The organism is Pseudomonas sp. GW821-FHT07F05 (genome assembly GCF_059418765.1).
Genome location: NZ_JBWKQL010000009.1, coordinates 104,725 through 126,416 on the forward strand (window position 1 = coordinate 104,725; position 21,692 = coordinate 126,416).

The following is a 21,692-nucleotide window of genomic DNA, read 5'->3' on the forward strand; positions in this document are numbered from 1 at the left end:
AGAGCAAGCTCACTCCCACAGGGGCTGTGTCTGCTGCGAGAAAGCGCGGTGTCAGAAGACGCTGCAGATGTCTCTGCTGAATACGGATTGTGGGAGCGAGCTTGCTCGCGAATAGGTCGATATATCCACGCAATTTTCAGCGGCTGGAATGCCTTCTTCGCGAGCAAGGTGGAGCGCCACCCCGGTCACTCCCACATAGGCAAGGCGTGTCGGGCAGCTTTGTTTAGTGATGCAACACAAACTGCCCGACGAATTCCACTGCTGTTTCTTCTGATCCATCAGCCACGATCCGGGTATGCAGCGTCAGGCGCGCTCGGCCGCGGCGTTGGTAGAGCTTCACGAATCTCTCCCAGCTCGCTTCATCCGGTGCGTCGCAAATAGCGATGCCATCGCGGGTGACCGGCAGGGGATAACTGATCTGGCCGTCCTGAATCACGATGTGCCCGTCGTCGATCCCGGCTTCCTTGAGCCGCAAGTACAGCCAACCCCAGCCCGCCAGTACCGCGCCGCAATACAGGCTGCCGCCGAACAAGGTGTTCTTGTGATTGACGTTGGGCGCCAACGGCAGGTGCAGACGAAGTTGATGGTCTCGCCAGCCCAGCACCTTGACACCCATTTCCCGGGTGAGGGGAATGTCCCGGTGCAGCACCGCTTCCAGATCTTCAGCAGACAAACGTTGCCGGTCAGTCATTGTCGTCGGACCCCGCGCCGTTGAAGGTCAGCCCGTGCTTGCGCAGTTTGTCGTGCAGGGTTTTGCGTGGCAGGCCCAAGGCTTCGGCGAGGCTGCGGACCGAGCTGTGCGGACGGGTCAGTTCGGCGGCGATCAACGCTCGCTCGAACGCCTCGACCTGCTCGCTCAGCCCGCCATTGGACGCCACCAGATCCGGCTGCGCCTCGCCTTCCAGTTCCAGCTCAAGGCCCAAGGCGAAACGCTCGGCGGCGTTCTGCAGTTCACGTACGTTGCCCGGCCAGGTGTGGCGCAGCAGCAGCGCCCGATGCCCCGGCTGCAATTCATGGCGGGGCAGACCGTGGCGCAAACTGGCGGTATCGGCGAAATGCTGGAACAGCACCAACGCGTCTTCGCCACGCTCGCGCAGCGGAGGAATGCGCAACGGCGCGACATTAAGGCGGTAATACAAGTCGGGCCTGAAACGCCCTTGGTCCGCCGCCTGGCGCAGGTCTTCTTTGGTCGCCGCGATCACCCGGATGTCCAACGGGATCTGCTGATTCCCGCCCAGCCGCTCAACCACGCGCTCTTGCAGCAAACGCAGCAGCTTGACCTGAACGTCCATGCTCATGCTTTCGATTTCATCCAGAAACAACGTGCCGCCGTTGGCGAATTCGAACTTGCCGATGCGCCGCTTTTGCGCGCCGGTGAAGGCGCCCGACTCATGGCCGAACAGCTCGCTTTCCACCACCGACTCGGCCAGCGCCCCGGCGTTGATCGCCACGAACGGACCATTACGGCGGTTGGACAAATCGTGTAGTGCGCGGGCGACCACTTCTTTGCCGGCGCCCGTTTCGCCAAGAATCAACACGTCAGCCTTGGTCGCGGCCAGCGCGCCGATCTGATCGCGCAGGCGCTGGATGGGGGCGGATAACCCCACCAGTCGCGTGCTCAGTTGCTGACGGTCGCTGAGCTCAAGCCGTAAGCTCCGGTTGTCCAGCACCAGCCTGCGCAGCGCCAGGGCGCGCCGAACGCTGTCGAGCAGTGCGTCGCTGGCAAAGGGTTTTTCCAGAAAATCGTAGGCGCCGGCGCGCATGGCCTGCACCGCCAGCGGCACGTCGCCGTGTCCGGTGATCAGCAGCACCGGCAACTCCGGATCCTGGGCGTGCAGCTGGTGGAGCAGTTCGAGGCCGTCGATGCCCGGCATGCGGATGTCACTGACGATTACCCCCGGCCAGTCACGCTCGATGCGCGCTTGCAGGCCTTTGGCGTCGCTCAGCGGCAGGATTTTCAGGCCGGCGAGATCGAGCGTCTGGCTCAGGGCCTGACGCAGGTGCGGGTCGTCGTCGATCAGCACCACCTGAATCCGGCTGTCGATGGCGTCGGTGCTCATGCAGATAAGTCCTCAGACGGTTGAAGGTTGACGCCCGAGGCGCCGGTGCGCATCCGCAACGTCAGCAGCGCACCGCCTTCCGGGTGATTGGCGAACAGCAGCTCGCCGCCCAGTGCGCGCATCAGCGTATCGCAGATCGCCAGGCCCAGGCCGAGACCCTGGGTGCGCGTCTTGGTGGTGAAAAATGGCTCGCGGGCGTGCTCCAGCGCTTCTTTGGAAAACCCCGGGCCGTTGTCGCGAATGTACAGATTGACGCCCTCGGCGTTGTACTCGGCGCTGATCCACAATTTGCGTGGCGGGCCTTTCTCGGTCAGCGCATCCAGCGCGTTCGCCAGTAGATTCCCCAGCACCTGACGCAGCCGCGTCTCGCCGGCCTGCACCCACAAGGTTGCGGCGGGCAGGTCACGAATCAGCTCCACTTCCATCGCGCGCCGACGCTTGGCGAGCAGGGCCAGCGCATCGTCCAGCGCTGGCTGCAGCGCCACGCTTTCAGGCGCATGCCGGTCACGCCGGGCGAAGGCGCGCAGGTGCGCAATAATCGACGCCATGCGCCCGGTGAGTTCGCTGATCAGCTTGAGGTTGCCGCGGGCGTCTTCGGTGCGCTGATGATCGAGCAGCACTTCGGCGTTCTCGGCGTAACTGCGAATCGCCGCCAGCGGCTGGTTGAGTTCATGGCTGATGCTCGCCGACATCGTGCCCAGCGCTGACAGCTTGCCGGCCTGAACCAGTTCGTCCTGGGCGCGAAACAGTTCCTGCTGCGCCTGCTCGCGTTCGAGAACTTCCTGACGCAGTCGCTGGTTGACGCCTTCCAGATCGCAGGTCCGCTCGGCGACTCGCACTTCCAGCTCCCGGCGCGCCTTGGCCTCGAAGTTGATGCGATCCAGATAATGGCGGCGGCGCTGCATCATCAGCCCCAATAGAAGCATCAGCACCAGCAACGCACCACCGCCAATGGCAACCACCGTCCGCACCGGCCTCGACACCAGCATCTGGGGGGCGAGGATGTTCACGCTCCAGCCGGTCTCGTCGATCTGCTGGGTTTGCTTGAGCCAGCCGTTTTCATCCAGCTCCAGCGGGCGCGGATCGCGGGTCGGGTAGGGCTGGATGGCGACGATGGCCTGCTTTTCTTCCTCACTGAGCGGGCGCGTGGCGCGGAAACGCCAGGCCGGGTTGGAGGTCAGGATCACCACGCCGTTGTGGTCGGTGACGAGCAACTGTTCCGGCGTTTTGCCCCACAAGGTTTCAGTGAGGTCCAGGTCGACCTTGACCACCAGCACACCGATCACGGTGTCACCGTCGCGCACGGCGGCCGCGAAGAAGTAGCCGCGTTTGGCTGACGTTGTGCCCAGGCCGAAAAAGCGGCCGAGATTGCCAGCCATGGCATTGCTGAAATACGGGCGGAAGGCGAAGTTGCGGCCAACGAAGCTGTCGCGTTTGTCCCAGTTCGACGCGGCGAGGGTGTCGCCATTGGGCGCCATCAGGTAGATCACCTCGGCGCCGGTCTGCCGGGCGGTGTTCATCAGCAGCACGTTGGCCTGGGCTTGCGCCTGTTTGTCCTGGGGGTTCGCCAACATGGCACGCAGCCCGGGCAGGTCGCCGAGAATCTGTGGCAGAACTTCATAGCGGTGCAGCGTGCCCAGCAGGTTGGCGACGTACAGGTCGAGGGTCTGGCGATTCTGGCTCAGCAGCTCATTGCGGTAATAGTGTTCGGCCAGGCGTTCGAGCGGCCACAGCAACGGGGCGAGGATCAGCGCCAGCAAGGCAAGGCTGCGCCAGCGAGGGCGGCGGGGAAGGGCGTTAGTGCTGATCATGGAATCGCCGGTGGGTTCGTTGCGGTGTAGAGCGGCTGCGGATGATTCAGTATTCCGCAGCCGCTCAACATCGAGTCGGCCCATTATGCCTACCGCTGCTGCGCTAAGCACTCCAGCAACGCTTCGTGCCAGTCCGGCTGACTGACGCCCCACTCGCGCTGCAATCGGCTGCAATCCAGACGCGAATTGAGCGGGCGTGCAGCCGGCGTCGGGTAAGCGCTGGAAGCAATCGGCTCAAGCGTCGCGCAGGGTTTGCCGCTGTTGATCAACTGCTGACCAATGGCTTCAGCGAACCCGAACCACGACGTCTCGCCGCTGGCCGTCAGGTGATAAACACCCCAGGCGCCTGGCGCACCGTCACGCCAGCGTTCGATCAGCGCACCGGTGCTGGCGGCGATGGTGCCGGCCCAGGTGGGTGCGCCGATCTGGTCGGCAACGATCGACAGCTTCTCGCGCTCTTGCAGCAAGCGCTGCATGGTCAGCAGAAAGTTGCGCCCGGTCAGGGAGTACACCCAGCTGGTGCGCAAAATCAGGTGCTGCCCGCCCGCTGCGGCGATGGCCCGCTCGCCCGCCAGTTTGCTGCTGCCGTAGACGCCCAGCGGATTCGGCGCGTCGGACTCAACCCACGCACCAGCCTTGCTGCCGTCGAACACATAATCGGTGGAGTAGTGAATCAGCGGAATGCCCAGTACCGCAGCTTCTTCAGCGAATACACCGGGGGACGTCGCGTTAATGGCGAAGGCCAGGTCCGGCTCGCTTTCGGCCTGATCCACTGCCGTGTGCGCGGCAGCGTTGATGATCAGGTCCGGTTTGATGTCGCGAACCACCGGGCGGATGGATTCCGGCTGACTCAAATCCAGCTGATCACGGCCCAGCACGATCAGCTCACCCGTGTTCTGCAGGCGTTGCTGCAGCGCATGGGAGACCTGGCCGTGTTGCCCGCTGATCAAAATGCGCAGCGGCGCACTCACGGGAACAGGTCCGCGTCTTTCAGGAGCTTGCCGACCTGATCCTTGGCCGACAATTGAGGTGCTTCGCTCAAGCCCCAGTCGATGCCCAGCTCAGGATCGTCCCAGCGAATGCAGCGCTCGGCCGACGGCGTGTAGTAGTCGGTGGTCTTGTAGAGGAACTCGGCGTAGTCGCTCAACACCACGAAGCCGTGGGCGAAACCCTTGGGAATCCACAGCTGACGCGCGTTTTCGGCAGACAGCTCCAGACCGAACCATTGGCCGAACTGTGGCGAGCTGCGACGGATGTCGACAGCGATGTCCAGCACGCGGCCGACGGTCACGCGCACCAGTTTGCCCTGTGGGTTTTCGATCTGGTAATGCAACCCGCGCAGGACACCTTTCTGCGAGCGCGAGTGATTGTCCTGAACGAACTGATCGGCGACGCCGGTGGCCTCGGCAAAAGCCCGGGCGTTGAAACTTTCGTAGAAGAAGCCACGCTCATCGCCGAACACTTTGGGTTCGATGATGAGGACTTCAGGCAACTTGCTGGCAACCACTTTCACTGACTTTCCCCTGCGATCTTGAACAGGTACTGACCGTAGCCGGTCTTGCCGAAATAGTCAGCCCTGTTCAACAGGTGGGCGCGGTCGATCCAGCCGTTCTGATAGGCGATTTCTTCCAGGCACGCGACCTTCAGGCCCTGACGGTGCTCGATGGTCTGCACGTATTGCGACGCGTCCAGCAGGCTGTCGTGAGTACCCGTATCGAGCCAGGCGAAGCCGCGCCCAAAGCGCTCGACGCGCAGGTCGCCGCGCTTGAGGTAGGCGTTGTTGACGTCGGTAATCTCCAGCTCGCCGCGCGGGGACGGCTTGACGTCCTTGGCGATCTGAATGACTTCGTTGTCGTAGAAATACAGACCGGTCACGGCGTAGCTGGACTTCGGCGCCTTGGGCTTCTCTTCGATGGACAGCGCGTGGCCGTGCTCATCAAAGTCGATCACGCCGAAACGCTCTGGATCCTTCACCCAGTAGCCAAACACGGTCGCGCCGGAGGTGTTGGCCGCCGCACGCGTGAGCTGCTCGCTGAAGTGCTGACCGTGGAAGATGTTGTCGCCGAGAATCAGGCACACCGAGTCATCGCCGATGAATTCTTCGCCAATGAGGAATGCCTGCGCGAGGCCGTCCGGCTTGGGCTGCTCCTCGTAATGAAAGCGCACGCCGAACTGACTGCCGTCACCCAGCAGCGCCCGGTACTGCGGCAGGTCCAGCGGCGTCGAGATGACCAGGATGTCCTTGATCCCGGCCAGCATCAGCACCGAGATCGGGTAATAGATCATCGGTTTGTCGTAGATCGGCAACAGCTGTTTTGAGACCCCGAGGGTGATCGGGTGCAGGCGTGTGCCCGAGCCGCCGGCCAGTACAATTCCTTTAGTCATGCGATCAGTTCCTTCACGTTGGTGCCCAGGCGTTCGCCCTTATAGCTGCCGTCTTGCACGTTGCGGCACCATTCAAGATTGTCGAGATACCACTGCACGGTTTTGCGCAGGCCGGATTCGAATGTCTCTTCCGGTGTCCAGCCCAGTTCGCGCTCGATCTTGCTGGCGTCGATGGCGTAGCGCATGTCATGGCCCGGGCGATCGGTCACGTAGGTGATCAGGTCCGCGTAATGGGCCACGCCTTTGCGCTGCTCCGGCGCCAGCTCTTCAAGCAGCGCGCAGATGCCGCGCACGACGTCGATGTTCTTTTGTTCGTTGTGGCCGCCGATATTGTAGGTCTCGCCAACCTGGCCCTCGGTTACCACCTTAAGCAATGCGCGGGCGTGGTCTTCGACGAACAACCAGTCACGCACCTGCAAGCCGTTGCCGTACACCGGCAGCGGCTTCCCGGCCAGGGCATTGAGAATCACCAGCGGGATGAGCTTCTCGGGGAAGTGGAACGGGCCGTAGTTGTTCGAGCAGTTGGTGACGACCACCGGCAGCCCGTAGGTGCGCTGCCAGGCGCGAACCAGATGGTCCGACGCCGCTTTGCTGGCCGAATACGGCGAGCTTGGCGCGTAGGGCGTGGTTTCAGTGAACAGATCGTCCACGCCGTGCAGGTCGCCATACACTTCGTCCGTAGAGATGTGATGGAAGCGGAAAGCGGCGCGCTCGGCTTCGGGCAAGGTCAGCCAATAGCTGCGGGTCGCTTCCAGCAGACTGTAGGTGCCGACGATGTTGGTCTGAATGAACTCCGACGGGCCGTCAATCGAACGGTCAACGTGGGATTCAGCCGCCAGGTGCATGATCGCGTCAGGCTTGAAGCGCGCGAGGACTTTGCTCACCGCAGCCTGATCAACGATGTCCTCTTGCACGAACTCATACCGAGTGTTGTTCGCAATGCCCTGCAGCGATTCAAGATTCCCGGCGTAGGTCAGCTTGTCGAAATTGAGGACATCGTGATCGGTGTTGTTGATCAAATGACGGATCAGCGCAGAGCCGATAAAGCCGGCGCCACCGGTAACAAGTATTCGCATGGATAAACCTTCTTCCCTGGAAAGACGTAAGACGATAAAGGCGTAGGACGATGGAGCATAGCTTGTGGGGCCTTGCTGACTGACGCAAGGAGCAATCCGCCAACAAGCGATGAAATTAATTGATGGCCCATGGCGATCAGCGCCATTAAACCGCCGCGGGTGTTTCACGGGTTTAACGCCTGGCCTATCTATCGGTGCGTTAACGCATTTCTTTACTGGCAAATGGCGCGGGGTTGATTAACGGTCGCGCAACTGGCGATATTGTTCGCGCCTTTCTCTCTCAGGACTTCTTTCATGTCGCTCGACACCTTGATTCGTCGTTCCAGCCTGCCATGCCCGGACGTTGACGCCGCGCAGGCCGCTGAATGGCTGACGACATATTACGGGCTGTCGGGAACATTAAAGGAGTTGGGCAGCCATCAAGACCGAAACTTCCTGCTGGACTGCGGTGACGGACGCCGTTTCGTCCTGAAGATCTGCCATGGCGCTTACTCAACCACCGAGCTTGCCGCCCAGCATGCAGCGTTGCGGCATCTGGGCGCAGAGCCGCAGGTGCGCGTTCCGGCAGTGATGCCAGGGCTGAACGGTGAAGACTTGTTGTCCGTCGATCACAACGGCAACGCCGTGCACCTGCGCGTTCTCGAGTTTATCGACGGACAATCACTGGCCCACGTCGCGCATCTGAATCGGCACGTCGTGACCGGATTGGCGCAGCTCTGCGCCCGTGTTGATGTCGCGCTGGCTGGGTTCGAGCATCCAGGCCTGGACCGTGTGTTGCAGTGGGACCCGCGGCACGCGTTTGCGTTGATTGAGCATCTGCTCCCGGTCATCGCCGATGCCGACAAGCGCGCCTGCATCGCCGAGGCCGCCGAGCAGGCCCAGGCCTATTTGCTGCCGCTGGTGGCGTCGCTGCCGGTGCAAGCCATTCACATGGACATCACCGAATACAACGTGGTCTGGGCCCGAGACGCCCACCGCCAGTGGCAGCTTCAAGGGCTGATCGACTTCGGTGATCTGGTGCGCACGTGGCGCATCGCCGACCTCTCGGTGACCTGCGCCGCGCTGCTGCACCATGCCGACGGCGATCCGTTTTTCATCCTGTCCGCCATTCAGGCTTACCACCAAATCAACCCGCTTCAGAGCGAGGAGCTGCTGGCGCTGTGGCCGTTGATCGTCGCGCGCTCGGCTGTTCTGGTCTTGAGCAGCGAGCAACAGGCGAGCATCGAGCCAGACAACGGTTACATCCAGGCCAATCTGGCCAGCGAGTGGAACATCTTCGACGTCGCCACCTCCGTGCCGATTGCGCTGATGGAAGCGGCGATTCTCGACGCGGTGGGTGAGTGGGAAGCGGACGAAGAGGCCGAGACGTTTTCGCCGCTGTTGCCGAGCTTGAGCGGGCAAGGTTTTACCCTTATCGATCTGGGTGTGCTCAGCGAGCATTTCGTGGCGGGCAACTGGGAACACAGTGGTATCGATGAGCAACTGCTGAAAGACGCGGCTCAACACCACGGCCTGGCGGCCAGCCGCTATGGCGAATACCGGCTGTCCCGCACGCTGCCCGACAGCGCGAAAGAGCCGGACACCTTCGCGCTGCACACTGAATTGCAGATCCCCCACGGCACCGCTGTTCATGCGCCATTTGCCGGCAGTTTGCGCCACACCGCCGACGGCGCGTTGCAGTTGGTGGGCGCCGAAGTGAGTCTGCGCCTGTGGGGCGTGCGTTCTGATTTCGACTCCGGCGTCGAGTTCGGTGCAGGCGACGTGATCGGGCAGGGCGGCGGCGCGTTGATCGTGCAGCTGTGTTCGGAGCCGGATGTGAGCCCGCCGCTGTTCACCACGCCTTCGCGGGCAGCCGCCTGGCGTGCGTTGTGTCCGTCCCCCAAAGGGCTGCTGGGTTTTGATTGCGATGCGCCAGCACTGGCAGATTCCGCCGCGTTGCTCGCCCGTCGCGACGCCAGTTTTGCCCGTTCGCAAAAGCATTATTACCAAGCCCCGCCGCAGATCGAGCGCGGCTGGCGCAACCACCTGATCGACATGCAGGGCCGTTCTTATCTGGACATGCTCAATAACGTCGCGGTGCTCGGTCACGGCCATCCACGCATGGCTGAGGTTGCGGCGCGGCAGTGGTCGCTGCTCAACACCAATTCACGCTTCCATTACGCAGCGATCGCCGAGTTCTCCGAGCGGCTGCTGAAGCTGGCGCCCGCCGGTATGGACCGGGTGTTTCTGGTGAACAGCGGCACCGAGGCGAATGATCTGGCGATTCGTCTGGCCTGGGCCTACAGCGGCGGGCGCGATGTCCTGAGCGTGCTGGAGGCTTATCACGGCTGGTCGGTGGCGACCGATGCCATTTCGACATCCATCGCCGACAACCCGCAAGCGCTGAGCACGCGTCCCGACTGGGTCCATCCTGTGGTCGCGCCCAATACCTATCGTGGCGAGTTTCGTGGCGCGGACAGCACGCCGTTCTACCTGCGCAGCGTAGACGCGCACTTGACCGCGCTAAAGGAGCAAGGTCGGCAAGTGGCGGGCTTCATCTGCGAACCGGTATACGGCAACGCCGGCGGGATTTCGTTGCCGCCGGGTTATCTGCAGCAGGTGTACGACAAAGTCCGCGCTGAGGGCGGGGTGTGCATCGCCGATGAAGTGCAGGTGGGTTACGGCCGTCTCGGTCATTACTTCTGGGGCTTTGAGGAGCAGGGCGTGGTGCCGGATATCATCACCATGGCCAAAGGCATGGGCAACGGTCATCCCCTCGGCGCCGTCATCACCCGTCGCGAGATCGCGGAGGCGCTAGAGGCCGAGGGCTATTTCTTTTCGTCGTCCGGCGGCAGCCCGGTGAGTTGCCGCATCGGCATGGCAGTGCTCGACGTCATGGAGGAAGAAAAGCTGTGGGAAAACGCCCGCGTGGTGGGCGGCTATTTCAAGGAGCGCCTGCTGGCGCTGATCGACAAACATCCGCTGGCCGGGGCTGTTCACGGCTCGGGGTTCTATCTGGGGTTGGAACTGGTACGCGACCGCGAGACGCTGGAACCCGCGACCGAGGAAACGACCTGCTTGTGCGACCGTCTCCGTGAACTGGGAATTTTCATGCAGCCCACGGGGGATTATCTGAACATCCTCAAGATCAAGCCGCCGATGGTGACCAGCCGCCGGAGCGTGGACTTCTTTGTCGAGAGCGTGTCGAAGGTGATGAGTGAGCTAGAGGATTGAGTTGGCTATCCCCTGATTTGAATTGGCCGATATATATCGGCGTTAAATGCCATGGCAAGTGCAGAAAGCTTTATTAATGTTTTTAAATCCGATTTTTATCGTCTATAACGTCTCTCTTATTTTGCCGTAGACGCCCTCGTCGTTTCATGGAGTTCTGATTACTGTGACCACTCTCAACAGCACCCCCCGCGCCGATGGCTTCTACATGCCTGCCGAGTGGGCGCCGCAGACGCAAACCTGGATGATCTGGCCCGAGCGCCCTGACAACTGGCGTCTGGGCGGCAAGCCCGTGCAGAACGATCACGTCGCAGTGGCCAAGGCCATCGCCCGTTTCGAGCCTGTCACCGTTGGCGTCTCGGCCGCACAGTACGACAACGCCCGCGCACGGCTGGACGTGCCCAACATTCGCGTCGTCGAGCTGAGCAGTAACGACGCTTGGGTACGCGACTCCGGTCCGACCTTCGTCATCAATGACGCGGGCGAGGTTCGCGGCGTCAATTGGGGCTTCAATGCCTGGGGCGGTTTCGACGGCGGGCTTTACGCGCCTTGGAACCTGGATGAACAGGTCGCCAGCAAAGTGTTGGAAATCGAGCGCTGCCCGCGCTATGTCACCGAAGGTTTCGTGCTGGAAGGCGGTTCGATCCACGTCGATGGCGAGGGCACGCTGATCACCACCGAAGAATGCCTGCTCAATCGCAACCGCAACCCGCACTTGTCTCGCGAAGACATTGAAGCGGTGCTGCGCGATCACCTGTCGGTCGAAAAAATCATCTGGCTGCCGGATGGTTTGTACAACGACGAGACCGACGGGCATGTGGATAACTTCTGCTGCTACGTACGCCCCGGTGAAGTGTTACTCGCCTGGACAGATGATCCGAAAGACCCCAATTTCCCGCGCTGCCAGGCAGCCATGAAGGTGCTGGAAAATGCCCGCGACGCCAAGGGACGTCCGTTTGTCGTACACAAGATGCCGATCCCGGGTCCGCTGTATGCCACCGAAGAAGAGTGCGCCGGGGTGGATCAGGTGCACGGCAGTCAGGAGCGCAACCCATCGGTGCGTCTGGCCGGCTCGTACGTGAATTTTCTGATCGTTAACGGCGGGATCATTGCCCCGTGTTTCGACGATCCGATGGATGACACGGCCCGCCAGATCCTCCAGCAGCTGTTCCCGGAACACGAGGTGGTCATGGTCCCGGGCCGCGAAATGCTACTGGGCGGAGGCAACATTCACTGCCTGACGCAGCAGCAACCGGCCCCCCACCGGGGCTGAGTTGGTTCGCTTCTTGCTGTCATCAAGCCCATCAGACGATGGGCTTTTTTATGGGCGGACCGTTTCCGGTCAGCCGTAGGAAGATGGGATCCCAGCGGCGCGTAAATGCCCCCGCAAGGTCGTCCGTCTGTAACAAAAGCTCCGTAGATTTCGCAGTCCACGACATAAGAGGTTGTCCTTATGAACGCAGGTCATGAGTTGCGAGTGACTCGAGGTTTTTCTGCGAGCAGTGAAGCACGGCAGATGATGGCGGACTGGTTACGGACGACCCGGATCCCGATGGTGCCCATGCACGACGAACAGGCTCTGAAACAACGGGGCGATTTTCGCAAGATGCTAACGAAGCGGTACCCCAGCGGGCTGATCAACGACGCCGAGATCGAAGCGTTGCTGGGCGTGCTCCACAGCTGACGAAGTTAGAGCAACAGGCATTACAGGGCCTCCGTTTGACTCCCATCAAATTGACACCCTCGGCAGACGGGGGATAGCATTCGCGCCTCCACCGCCTGTGGCCTAGCGCCATGTACGTGCATCAGTAGTCCACTGCGATGATTTCGTGCGGGCTTCCGGAACGGTTCCAGTCCCGGAAGACGCAACTGCCCACCCCGGGCATTTGCCACAGCGCGCGATTAATCCGCTCACAAGGACAACAAGATGAAACAGCGTATCGGCCTGCTCGCTCTGGGCATCCTCGCCGCCACTCACGCCATGGCGGACGGTCAGGCAGATTCCAAAGGATTTGTTGAAGACAGCAGCCTGAAGATCAACCTGCGCAACGCCTACATCAATCGCGATTACAAAAACGGACCGCAGGACCGCTCGGAATGGGGTCAGGCGTTCATGGCCGGCTACACATCCGGTTTTACCCAAGGCCTGGTGGGCGTTGGCGTTGACGCTTTCGGTCTGTACGCCGCGCGTCTGGACGGTGGCAAGGGCAAGAGCGGCGCGGGCGGCATTGATTTCTTCAAGCAGGGCGACAGCGGCAACGCGGCGGACGACCTGTCGCGCTTTGGCGGCGCGGTCAAATTCCGGGTGTCCAATACCGAACTGAAGTACGGCGACATGATGCCAGAGCTGCCGGTACTCAATTACGACAACTCTCGCCTGCTGCCTGAGTCGTACACCAGCACCATGATCACCTCCAAAGAGATCAAGGGCCTCACGCTGGTGGCCGGCCGCTTTACCGCCGAAACCCGCAAGAGCGCCGAAGGCCGCGACAGCGGTGATCTGAAGAGCATCAACGTCTACGGCGGCAGCTACAAATTCACCGAGGCCCTCAGTGCCGCGTTTTACGCCTCCGACGACGAAGACGTGCTGAAGAAGCAGTACGTGAACCTGAACTACGTCTGGGCGATGCCGAAAGATCAGTCGCTGACCTTCGACTTTAACGGCTACAAGACCAAGCTGGACAAAGACTTCGCCGTCGATGACGCTCGCGACAACAAGATCTGGAGCCTGGCAGCGACCTGGGCTGTGGGTATCCACTCGTTTACGATCGCGCATCAGCGCAGCACCGGCGAGACCGGTTACACCTACGGCGGCTACCGCAACGCAGGCGGCACCGGCGATGGCGGTAACACCATCTACCTGGCGAACTCCTACTGGTCGGACTTCAACGGCAAAGACGAGCGGTCGTGGCAGGTGGGCTATGGCGTGAACCTGGGCACCGTTGTGACTCCGGGCCTGAGCTACCGCGTGGCCTACGTGCGCGGCGACAACATCGACGACGGCAGCGGTCGGGGCCGTGGCGAAGAGCGCGAATTGTTCAGCCAGTTGACCTACGTGGTCCAGAGCGGCCCGGTCAAAGACCTGTCGGTGCGCCTGCGTAACTCGTTCCTGCGCGTCTCCAACGATGTGGATCAATACAACGTTGGCGGTAACGAAACCCGGATCTTCGTCGATTACCCGATCAACGTGTTCTGATGTTGATCGGCTGAAGAGCTGACTGATTTACCCTGACGCCCCGGTCGCAAGATCGGGGCGTTCTGCTATGAGCCTTCACCGAACTGGCGATCTAGTCTGCTCTCCCGCTTCCATCGCTGCATCCACTCCAGCCGGTTTCATCATGGCAATCGCCGCGCCACCCGACCTCTCCAATACCGCCGTCCCCGTGCAGCCTTTGTCACGGACGTATCCGCGCGGCTTGTACATCGAGCCCCATGAGCATGAGTGGGGGCAGGTGCTGTACGCGATGTCTGGCGTGATGTGGGTCGAGACGCCCAATGAAGCGCTGGTCGTGCCACCGCAGCGCGCGGTCTGGTTGCCGCCCGGCGTGCCCCATGGCATCCGCGTGGTGTCGGATCTGGAAATGCGCAACATCTACCTGCGCCCGGCGCTCGCCCGAACCCTCGACACCACGGTTCAGGTCCTGGAAGTCGGGCGCTTGTTGCGCGAGCTGATCGTCGGTCTGGTGGCCGAGCAGGACAAGGAATCGGACTACTACGATGCCGTGGTCAATCTGGCGTTGCTCGAACTCAAGCGCGCCCGGCGTTCGCTGCTGAAAGTGCCGATGCCCGATGACAGCGACCGCAGGCTGATGAACGTCTGTCAGGCGGTGATGATCGAGCCGTCCATCGATGTGTCATTCGAACAGCACGCGGAAAACGCCGGCGCCAGTGTGCGAACCCTGTCCCGGCTGTTTCAGGCGGTGCTCGGCATGGGTTTCGCCGAATGGCGGCGGCAGGTGCAACTGGCGACCTCGGTGGCGGAGATCATCCAGGGCGTGCCGGTCAATGCCATTGCTCGCTCAATGGGGTATTCACCGAGCAGCTTCAGCGACATGTTCCGCCGCGAACTGGGCTTGGCGCCTTCCCAGTACCCGGTCGTTGATCCATCCCACTAACGCCTGCGCCGACTCTGTCCGAAATTCAGAAGCTCTTGGCCGGTAGCGCTCGCCGGCCCTCCTTACACTCTGGTCATCGCTTAACGCAGTCGCGCCGCCATCGAGCCGCGCGTCCCACGCACCGGAGTTTGTCATGAGCTACGTCATTTCCCTCGCAATCGGTATCGCCGTCGGCTTGCTGTATGGCCTGCTGGACTTCCGCTCACCGGCACCGCCTCTGGTCGCACTGGTTGGCTTGCTCGGCATGCAGGCTGGTGAATGGCTGTGGCCAGTGGGCAAGCAGTTCTTTTCCAACCTGGCGTCCTGAATCGACGACCTCCCTTTCCCCACTTCGGATGAACCCATCATGAAAGCACTGCAATTCTCCCGCACCGGCGACCTGGCTGCGCTGGAAGTCGTCGATCTGCCCACGCCTGTCCCCGCGGCCGGCGAAGTTCTGGTGCAGATCAAAGCCGCAGGCCTGAACCCCAGCGACGTCAAAAACGTCCTTGGCCGCTTTCCCTACACCACGATGCCGCGCGTTCCGGGCCGTGACTTTGCGGGCGTTGTTGTCGAAGGCCCGCAGGAACTGATCGGCAGAGAAGTGTGGGGCACCGGCAAGGAGATCGGCTTTGTCCGCGACGGCTCCCACGCCGGCTACATCACGCTGTCGGCCAAGGGCGTGGCGATCAAGCCGGCGTCGCTGAGCTTCACTCAGGCCGCCAGTCTGGGCGTCCCGTACACCACGGCGTGGGACGCACTTGAGCGCAGCCTCGTGCAGGCCGGCACTCGGCTGCTGGTCATCGGTGCCAATGGCGCAGTGGGAAGCGCCGCCATCGCACTGGCGAAAGTGCGCGGCGCCCAGGTGCTGGCGGCGGTGCGTAAAACGGATCAACTGAAAGCGCTGCAAGAGCAAGGCTTCAACGCGATCCAACTCGACAAGCCAGAAGACCTGGGTGCTCAAGTGAACGCTGTTTTTCCAGGCGGCGCCGACGTGATCTTCGACACTACCGGCTTCTGGCTGCCGGCGGCTGTGCCTGCATTGGCGCAATTCGGTCGCATCGCAATCATCGCCGCTCCGGTAGACGGCCACGTGCAATTGCCGGCGCTGGCGCTGTACCGCAAGGGCGGTTCGGTGGTGGGGATCAACTCGCTGCTGTACGGCGTTGAAGCCTGCGCGCGAATGCTGGAGCAATTCGGCAAACAGTTCGACGACGGCACTCTGCCGCTGCCAACCGGGCTGATTGAATCGCCGCTGGAAGAAGGCCTGGCGCGTTACGCCGAAGTGAATCAGGGCGGTGCTGACAAGGTGATTCTGCTGCCGTGACAGGCGAGCATGGGCGTTAGTGCAGGGCTGACCCGATCACTGGACGGGCAGCCCTTTCAGATAGTCATGCTGAACGCGTTTGATCGACCCGTCTGCCTGAAGCGTGTCGATCGCTGCCTTCAGCTTCTCGACCATCTGGGGGTCGCAGTCCTTCGAGCACGCCAGATACAGATCGGCGGTCATCAACGCTCGGCTCATCATCAGCGGGCGATCGCTGATCTGCTTCCAGATGTAGAGCGTTTCCGGGACGCCGTTAAACCACGCATCTACCCGGCCCTTGAGCAGCATCAGCGCCGGGTTCTCGCCGATCTTCAGCGGATAAATCTGAGCCGCTGAAAAACCTTCCTCACGTAGACGCGTCTCCTGCGCCGAGCCACTGCCGACGGCGATCATCTTGAAGGTCTTGCGCGCCTCTTCAAAACTCTCGACGTGACGATCAAGGCTGAAAAACGCTCGGTCCATCGTCATCAGCGGAGCGATCCAGGTGAAGCTGTCTTCCCGGCTTTGAGTGCGGGTCACCGGCGCAATGAGCTTGTTCGCCCCAAGCGCCACATCGCGTTGCGCGCGCGGCCACGGCGGCGACAGCAAGTGGGCGGAATACCCCGCCATCGCCATGGCCTGAAGGCTGATGTCGCCCGCGATTCCGTGCCGGTCGCCTTGACTGGCCATCGTCAGCGGCGGCGCTTCGGCCACGAACAGGTCGACGGTCGGCAGCGCAAACGCTGCTGACGAGCACGCCAACAGCGCGCTGGCCGCGTAATGGATACAACGAGAAATCCATTTCATGGCAGTCATGCTCAAAGGGAATAGGGCGCCGGGACAGTCCTTGTGCCAGGTGTGTTCCAGTCTGGCATCGGTTTGTCATCTCTGCCGGGCGCAGTGCGCATCCAGCGTCGATTCCGGGGGAATATTTGAGCGAAGGCGAATCAGGTCTTGTTGTGCTCATTGGTGTAGCGCCCGCTCAGCACCCAGCCACACTCCAGCAACGTCTCGATCCAGTCCTCATACGAGTCATCCACATCCAGCAAATTCATGAACTGGTCCTCGATATGGCACCGAAAGGTCTGCTCCTCGACGTTCCACTCCACATCCCGAATCCGCCAGACGCGCTGCATCGGCAGCTGAATGTTCAAGCCATGGAAAGGGACGAACGGCAGCTCCACTTCGTAGAGCAGCTTGGACCATTCAGACGAAATCTCCGGGGTCTGGTGGGTCCAGACGTACTTGATCAATCGGACTTTGTGCACGGTTGGGCCTTCTATCGTGATTCTGATGGCGGGTCGCTGTCCTGACGCAGACGCGAGGGCCCGTTGGATGGGTATACGTTACTCGATGGGGGCGGGATGGGGGAGGGGGCGCTCTGAATCTTAGGGCGCCATTTGAACCTGACGGTTTGGTTCTCTCATGGTGGCAGTCGTTTAGGCGTGATCCCGGTGAATGACTACGTTGAGGCCTTCTGCCTTATCTGGGGCGACGAAGTAGCTGGTGATCAGATCGAACTCAGCGTCAGTCGCTGCGAAGTCGTGTTCACCGCCTTCATTTCTCCGGTGCAGCCGGGAGCGGCAGGTTTCGTCGTCGACATCGATGAAGTGAAGGCTGTGAGAGGCCTGGGCGGTATCCGCCAGACTGCGTAACCAGTGGCGGTCTGCGGGCGTGTTGGCGGGGAAATCGAGAACCACATTGATCCCGGCCTTTAGCATGTCGATCACCAAAGGGCCTACGACATCTCGGAGTCTTTTTGAGAGCTTTACGTAGTCGGCGATCGAGTTGATCTGGTCTGGGTAGAGCCTTGAGAGCCAATGGTCTTCGGTTAGCAGGATCGCTGCTTGTTCAGCTTTTAGAGAGTTCGCGAGCGTGGATTTCCCGGAGGCGATCTTTCCGCACAGGAGGTGGAGGGCGGGGTTGGCCATGGAGACGCGTCCTTATGTCGAAGCATGATGATGCCTGTGGATTGAGGCCGGGACAATGAAGGGCATTGTCGAGACAGCTGAGATTTTTCAGTTGGTAAATGCCTTACGCAACTCCATTTTGAAACGCCCAAGCAAAAAAAGCCCGCCGTCCGGTGAGTCTTTCCATGCTTAACATCAAACCCAGATTTTACCGTAGCCTAAGAATGACCACTCGACGGCTTACAAGGATTTAGGAATAGAGGCAAAAATGGATGCGCTCATAGATACAGCGGAGAAAGTTGGTCAGTACTTCAGGTCGCGATTGTATCCAAAAAGATTTCGGATTAATCCGATCAATCCCATTACGGAAAAAGAGTAGGCTGGCGAGCCGCTAGTTTTTGAGTTTTAGCTGATGCCAGCACTCAGTTCAGCTGAAGTTGTGTCTGAGCAACTAATTTTCTAATTCCGGTACCACTCCGCTAGTTGTTTGATGTAGCTAGGAGCGTCATCTATATTTTTCTTGAAGATAATGTTGGCTTCATTAATGGTTTGAATGTAGGGCGTTATCTCAGCCACATCCTCTGGTGGAAATCCGTAGCGCATTAACAAGGTATGCATAACATTGTTGGTTCCGAATCGCAAAAGTTCGATAATTTTTTGCGCGCGAGAGTCGCGGGTTTGTTTTAGGTAGATTTTGAACGTGCCGGTAAAGGTGTCAGATAACGAAAAAGATGTCACCTGATCCATGTAGTCATAGGTGTCAAAGACTATGGCATCATAGCTCACATCTCTTGCTGGAATGTTTGGAAATAGCGAGAATGTTTTTTTGAGAGCACTGTCAGGGAGCTTATTCGCTGGCTGCGAGAATGGTGCGCTCCCAATCTTTCCTGCATCCCTTCTTGAAAGGTAACTGTAGCGGATGCCCACAATTTCTCTGAAAGATCTTCCTTGAATAGAGTGCAGGAATATTTTTATAGCGGTTTCAAATACTGCATTTTCACCGGGATTTAGGCTGCGGTCTAGAGATGTTTCGAATATATACTTTAGCCGTTGAACTATTTCAGCTCTAATTTCAGCCTTAGCAACTCCCCCAATATTCTCTTTGATAGTCCCTGAAGTGGCGTATATTATGTCTAGCAGTCTTTTAGCATGAGCTAAAATTTCGGTTGTTACCAGTCTTTCTGCTTTTGATTTAGGAAGGTGTAGGTCGTCGTCAAAAGTCTGATCTCTAATTGCATCGATGAGCTCTTTAGAGTCAGAATTTTCATCGTCCAAGGGGAGGTCAATAACAGATTTCTCATTCAGGCGAAAATTATCATTTATCCGCTCAATAAAGAGCTTGGGATTGCCCGTGTATACGTAACCATAGTCAAACTGCTTTTTCGTCGACAGCCTGCCAGATCTGCCTATGAGATTTTTGAAAGCTAAAGATTTATCGCTATTTCCATCGCCTAAAAAACGCATGTTCTCTAGCCATACTATATCAAAGGGCATGTTAACACCTTGCGCCAAGGTGCTTGTGGCAAAGCATATCCTTGCATATCCCTCCCTTATGAAGTCCTCAAGTAGAAAACGAACCTCTAAAGGTACCGATCCGTGATGAATGACGATACCTTTTTTCAAAAGTGAAACCATTCTCGATCTGTGGTCACTCAGGTCAGCACCCAGGAGGTGTTCTACGATTTCTATTAGTTCAAGCGCTCTGGTGTCGGCGACTTCTGGGAATTTTGATATATGATCTTTAAAGTTATCAACGAATGACCCGTTGTAAATTGACGATTTCGAAACGTAGATTAAAATTGAATGGCGACCGTTAAATGCGAAACTTTCGAATCCATCTTGAAATTCATAGCAATTTTTCAGGGTGTGTCCATGTTCAATGTAAGGCGAAAAATAATAGGTCTTTCCATTTGCATGGCGTTGAACGCAAATTTTTCCAACAGCGCCATGAGTATAGGATCGCGCGTAACTGTTTGATAACGAAATGCTGTGCTTCTTGAATTGTGCGCCCGGATTGTCTACAAATGGGTGCGCAAATATCAATTTGGCAAGGGGGAATGTTTTTTGAATTCTTCGTACTAATACGTCGAACATAATGCCGCGTACTTTTTCTTCAGAAACTTGTGCTTCATCGAAGAAGAACACTCGTATGTTTAGTTTTAAGTTGCTGAGGAATAAGTCTCGTGCTCTTTCCGGTGTTAGTACAAATATACGCCTCAGATTACGGCTTGTAAAAATATTGTCCACAAAAGCGGTAATCATTACGCCTTTGTCACCGTTGAATTTCCTTCTCATAGCGTTTTACATATTCGGCAATTAATGCTCTGGAGGGCACGATAACAACAGCATCCCCTTCTTGATCCGCAATGAAATCTCGAATCGAATATGATTTCCCAGCACTAGTCGGTGCAGATATCGAAACAAACTGCTTGTCCTCGACAGCTCTTCGCACGCTTGCTTGGACTGGAGTCAAAAACTCGCCAAATTCCTCTTTGTGCTGATCCCCGAAGGCCGACAGCAGGAAAGAATATAAATTACTAGGATTTTTTACCTTGTAGAACAGACCTAGCGCAGAAATTATCTGCTCTTCAATGGTACTGAAAACCTCGCTGTGGAATTCTTTGTAAAAGCTTAAAGTCTCTAATATAAACGGATCAACAGGCCCTATCTTATGTAGGGTATCCAAAATTTTAGCTAGATCTTCGTGCGGGTCCAGGCTGTTTTTTATCTGCTCAATTATCAATTGCTAACCCCTACGAGATAAATAGCTGATATTTTACCGAGCGCCAATAATTTGCTTGCAGAAAGGAGTGCGTTATGGAAGATGGTTGCTGGATTGACAGCGTTGACAGAGAAAGCTGCAATCACGCCAAATTTCTCGTTGTCTAGGTTTTCAATCATATCTTTGGGAACTAGATTTACAAGGTGTACCCTGTCTCGGTAGTGTTTTTCGGCCTCTATAAAATTCGAGGCTTGTGACAGGGCGTTCCCGTGAGGACTGATGGATGATGAGTATTTCGCCTCTCCAAAGTTTACTAAGCTGGCTTTGCATGTTGTGTGAAAGTCGAAGCCTTCATTCTGCTTAGACTGAGGCTTCCATAATTCCGCTATAGGTATTCTACTGTGGTCAAAGATAAGCTCTAAAGCTCTTGCTGATCCGATTGAGACCATCACCTCGCCAAACTCCCCAGCTACCGTACCTGATTTTGCAGTGTTATCAAATATTTCAACTAAAAGTTGGGCCGTTTCTGCTGCAGTTTTTTGATATGGTCTACGAGCACCAGAGTCGAGATCCATCATCCATGACGTGTCGACAACCGAGTTTGATAATTCTAACGCAATTTGTTTCACATCGCTTATCTTGACATGACATATTTTAACCGCGCTGCAGGCTGTTTTGAATAATATTTCTGTATGGGTACACCCCCAATCAAGATCATCTATGTCGCTTCCAAAAGACGGGATGTTAGTCATTTGGCTGCACCAGAATAACAATCCATAAAACGGAATTCGCTCAAAGATGTAATCGAAGATCCTTGGGGGAGCGTTTTTTTACGGTACCTGCGAATTGTGCAGTGTGCGGTTAATATTTTATTTGGCCGGTCTCTTGTTTTAAAGTATTTTTCAGATGGTGCTGTAATGTCGTGTGTGAGTTGGAGTAGGATTGTTAAGGACATTGCGAAAGTATTATTTGCTTCACAATTTCTACAGTTTTTACTGCGGTAAGCAGGTCTACTTGCGATTAAATAGCTTCGCATTTTTTCTTTAGTTAGTGTGCATGGCAATTCTAGTATACGGCGTTCCATTTCAACTCCTTGGCTTCCATTCATAGCCTTACGT

The 21,692-nt window shown here is 58.2% G+C and carries 20 protein-coding genes; 7 read left to right on the forward strand and 13 right to left on the reverse strand.

From position 1 onward, the window contains the following. Positions 1 to 223: 223 nt before the first annotated feature. The 7 genes from AC07RO_RS18655 to rfbB form a co-directional block, all read right to left on the reverse strand. Positions 224 to 691: a YiiD C-terminal domain-containing protein gene (locus AC07RO_RS18655; protein WP_495086770.1), complete on the reverse strand. Its 468-nt coding sequence runs from the start codon at positions 689 to 691 to the stop codon at positions 224 to 226. Then, the gene (locus AC07RO_RS18660; RefSeq protein WP_192171327.1) at positions 684 to 2,060 is read right to left on the reverse strand and encodes a sigma-54-dependent transcriptional regulator; all 1,377 of its coding nucleotides are present in this window, start codon (positions 2,058 to 2,060) and stop codon (positions 684 to 686) included. The genes AC07RO_RS18655 and AC07RO_RS18660 overlap by 8 nt, the downstream gene beginning before the upstream one ends. Further along, positions 2,057 to 3,871, reverse strand: coding sequence for a sensor histidine kinase (locus AC07RO_RS18665; protein ID WP_495086771.1), 1,815 nt, complete (start codon positions 3,869 to 3,871; stop codon positions 2,057 to 2,059). Before AC07RO_RS18665 ends, AC07RO_RS18660 begins: the two co-directional genes overlap by 4 nt. An 89-nt stretch (positions 3,872 to 3,960) precedes the next feature. Further along, positions 3,961 to 4,842 carry a dTDP-4-dehydrorhamnose reductase gene (gene rfbD / locus AC07RO_RS18670; RefSeq protein ID WP_495086772.1) on the reverse strand — a complete coding sequence of 294 codons (882 nt, stop codon included), beginning with the start codon at positions 4,840 to 4,842 and terminating at the stop codon, positions 3,961 to 3,963. Beyond that, a complete protein-coding gene (rfbC, locus tag AC07RO_RS18675) occupies positions 4,839 to 5,384 on the reverse strand; it encodes a dTDP-4-dehydrorhamnose 3,5-epimerase (protein WP_192171324.1) in 546 nt (181 codons plus the stop codon). The genes rfbD and rfbC overlap by 4 nt, the downstream gene beginning before the upstream one ends. After that, positions 5,381 to 6,256 carry a glucose-1-phosphate thymidylyltransferase RfbA gene (gene rfbA / locus AC07RO_RS18680; RefSeq protein ID WP_282365720.1) on the reverse strand — a complete coding sequence of 292 codons (876 nt, stop codon included), beginning with the start codon at positions 6,254 to 6,256 and terminating at the stop codon, positions 5,381 to 5,383. Before rfbA ends, rfbC begins: the two co-directional genes overlap by 4 nt. Continuing rightward, positions 6,253 to 7,332: a dTDP-glucose 4,6-dehydratase gene (gene rfbB / locus AC07RO_RS18685; RefSeq protein ID WP_346628074.1), complete on the reverse strand. Its 1,080-nt coding sequence runs from the start codon at positions 7,330 to 7,332 to the stop codon at positions 6,253 to 6,255. Before rfbB ends, rfbA begins: the two co-directional genes overlap by 4 nt. A gap of 294 nt (positions 7,333 to 7,626) precedes the next feature. Between rfbB and AC07RO_RS18690 the strand changes: the two genes are divergently transcribed. The 7 genes from AC07RO_RS18690 to AC07RO_RS18720 all read left to right on the forward strand — a co-directional run bounded on the left by AC07RO_RS18690 (position 7,627) and on the right by AC07RO_RS18720 (position 15,963). Then, a complete protein-coding gene (locus tag AC07RO_RS18690; RefSeq protein WP_495086773.1) occupies positions 7,627 to 10,545 on the forward strand; it encodes an aminotransferase in 2,919 nt (972 codons plus the stop codon). Positions 10,546 to 10,708: 163 nt separating this feature from the next. Next, the gene (gene aguA / locus AC07RO_RS18695; protein ID WP_346629470.1) at positions 10,709 to 11,815 is read left to right on the forward strand and encodes an agmatine deiminase; all 1,107 of its coding nucleotides are present in this window, start codon (positions 10,709 to 10,711) and stop codon (positions 11,813 to 11,815) included. 180 nt (positions 11,816 to 11,995) lie between these two features. Continuing rightward, positions 11,996 to 12,226, forward strand: a complete 231-nt coding sequence (locus AC07RO_RS18700; RefSeq protein WP_192171319.1) for a hypothetical protein — start codon at positions 11,996 to 11,998, stop codon at positions 12,224 to 12,226. 243 nt (positions 12,227 to 12,469) lie between these two features. Beyond that, positions 12,470 to 13,738: an OprD family porin gene (locus AC07RO_RS18705; protein ID WP_495086774.1), complete on the forward strand. Its 1,269-nt coding sequence runs from the start codon at positions 12,470 to 12,472 to the stop codon at positions 13,736 to 13,738. 142 nt (positions 13,739 to 13,880) lie between these two features. Continuing rightward, positions 13,881 to 14,657 carry an AraC family transcriptional regulator gene (locus AC07RO_RS18710; RefSeq protein ID WP_495086775.1) on the forward strand — a complete coding sequence of 259 codons (777 nt, stop codon included), beginning with the start codon at positions 13,881 to 13,883 and terminating at the stop codon, positions 14,655 to 14,657. Between the two features lie 133 nt (positions 14,658 to 14,790). Continuing rightward, positions 14,791 to 14,964 carry a DUF1427 family protein gene (locus tag AC07RO_RS18715; RefSeq protein ID WP_133773621.1) on the forward strand — a complete coding sequence of 58 codons (174 nt, stop codon included), beginning with the start codon at positions 14,791 to 14,793 and terminating at the stop codon, positions 14,962 to 14,964. A 39-nt stretch (positions 14,965 to 15,003) separates the two neighbouring features. Further along, positions 15,004 to 15,963, forward strand: coding sequence for a quinone oxidoreductase family protein (locus AC07RO_RS18720; RefSeq protein WP_495086776.1), 960 nt, complete (start codon positions 15,004 to 15,006; stop codon positions 15,961 to 15,963). A 36-nt stretch (positions 15,964 to 15,999) separates the two neighbouring features. Here the strand turns inward: AC07RO_RS18720 and AC07RO_RS18725 are convergent, their stop codons facing one another. From AC07RO_RS18725 to AC07RO_RS18750, 6 genes are all read right to left on the reverse strand, one after another. Further along, positions 16,000 to 16,749 carry a substrate-binding periplasmic protein gene (locus AC07RO_RS18725; RefSeq protein ID WP_495086777.1) on the reverse strand — a complete coding sequence of 250 codons (750 nt, stop codon included), beginning with the start codon at positions 16,747 to 16,749 and terminating at the stop codon, positions 16,000 to 16,002. Between the two features lie 140 nt (positions 16,750 to 16,889). After that, complete coding sequence (locus tag AC07RO_RS18730; RefSeq protein ID WP_037016364.1) at positions 16,890 to 17,210, reverse strand: hypothetical protein; 321 nt, start codon at positions 17,208 to 17,210, stop codon at positions 16,890 to 16,892. 171 nt (positions 17,211 to 17,381) lie between these two features. Then, on the reverse strand, positions 17,382 to 17,873 hold the full coding sequence (locus tag AC07RO_RS18735; protein WP_495086778.1) for a P-loop nucleotide/nucleoside kinase family protein: 492 nt from the start codon (positions 17,871 to 17,873) through the stop codon (positions 17,382 to 17,384). 438 nt (positions 17,874 to 18,311) lie between these two features. Then, on the reverse strand, positions 18,312 to 20,114 hold the full coding sequence (locus AC07RO_RS18740) for a DEAD/DEAH box helicase (protein ID WP_495086779.1): 1,803 nt from the start codon (positions 20,112 to 20,114) through the stop codon (positions 18,312 to 18,314). A 10-nt stretch (positions 20,115 to 20,124) separates the two neighbouring features. Then, positions 20,125 to 20,595 carry a hypothetical protein gene (locus AC07RO_RS18745; RefSeq protein ID WP_495086780.1) on the reverse strand — a complete coding sequence of 157 codons (471 nt, stop codon included), beginning with the start codon at positions 20,593 to 20,595 and terminating at the stop codon, positions 20,125 to 20,127. Further along, positions 20,592 to 21,326: a hypothetical protein gene (locus tag AC07RO_RS18750; RefSeq protein ID WP_495086781.1), complete on the reverse strand. Its 735-nt coding sequence runs from the start codon at positions 21,324 to 21,326 to the stop codon at positions 20,592 to 20,594. The genes AC07RO_RS18745 and AC07RO_RS18750 overlap by 4 nt, the downstream gene beginning before the upstream one ends. Between the last annotated feature and the right edge of the window lie 366 nt (positions 21,327 to 21,692).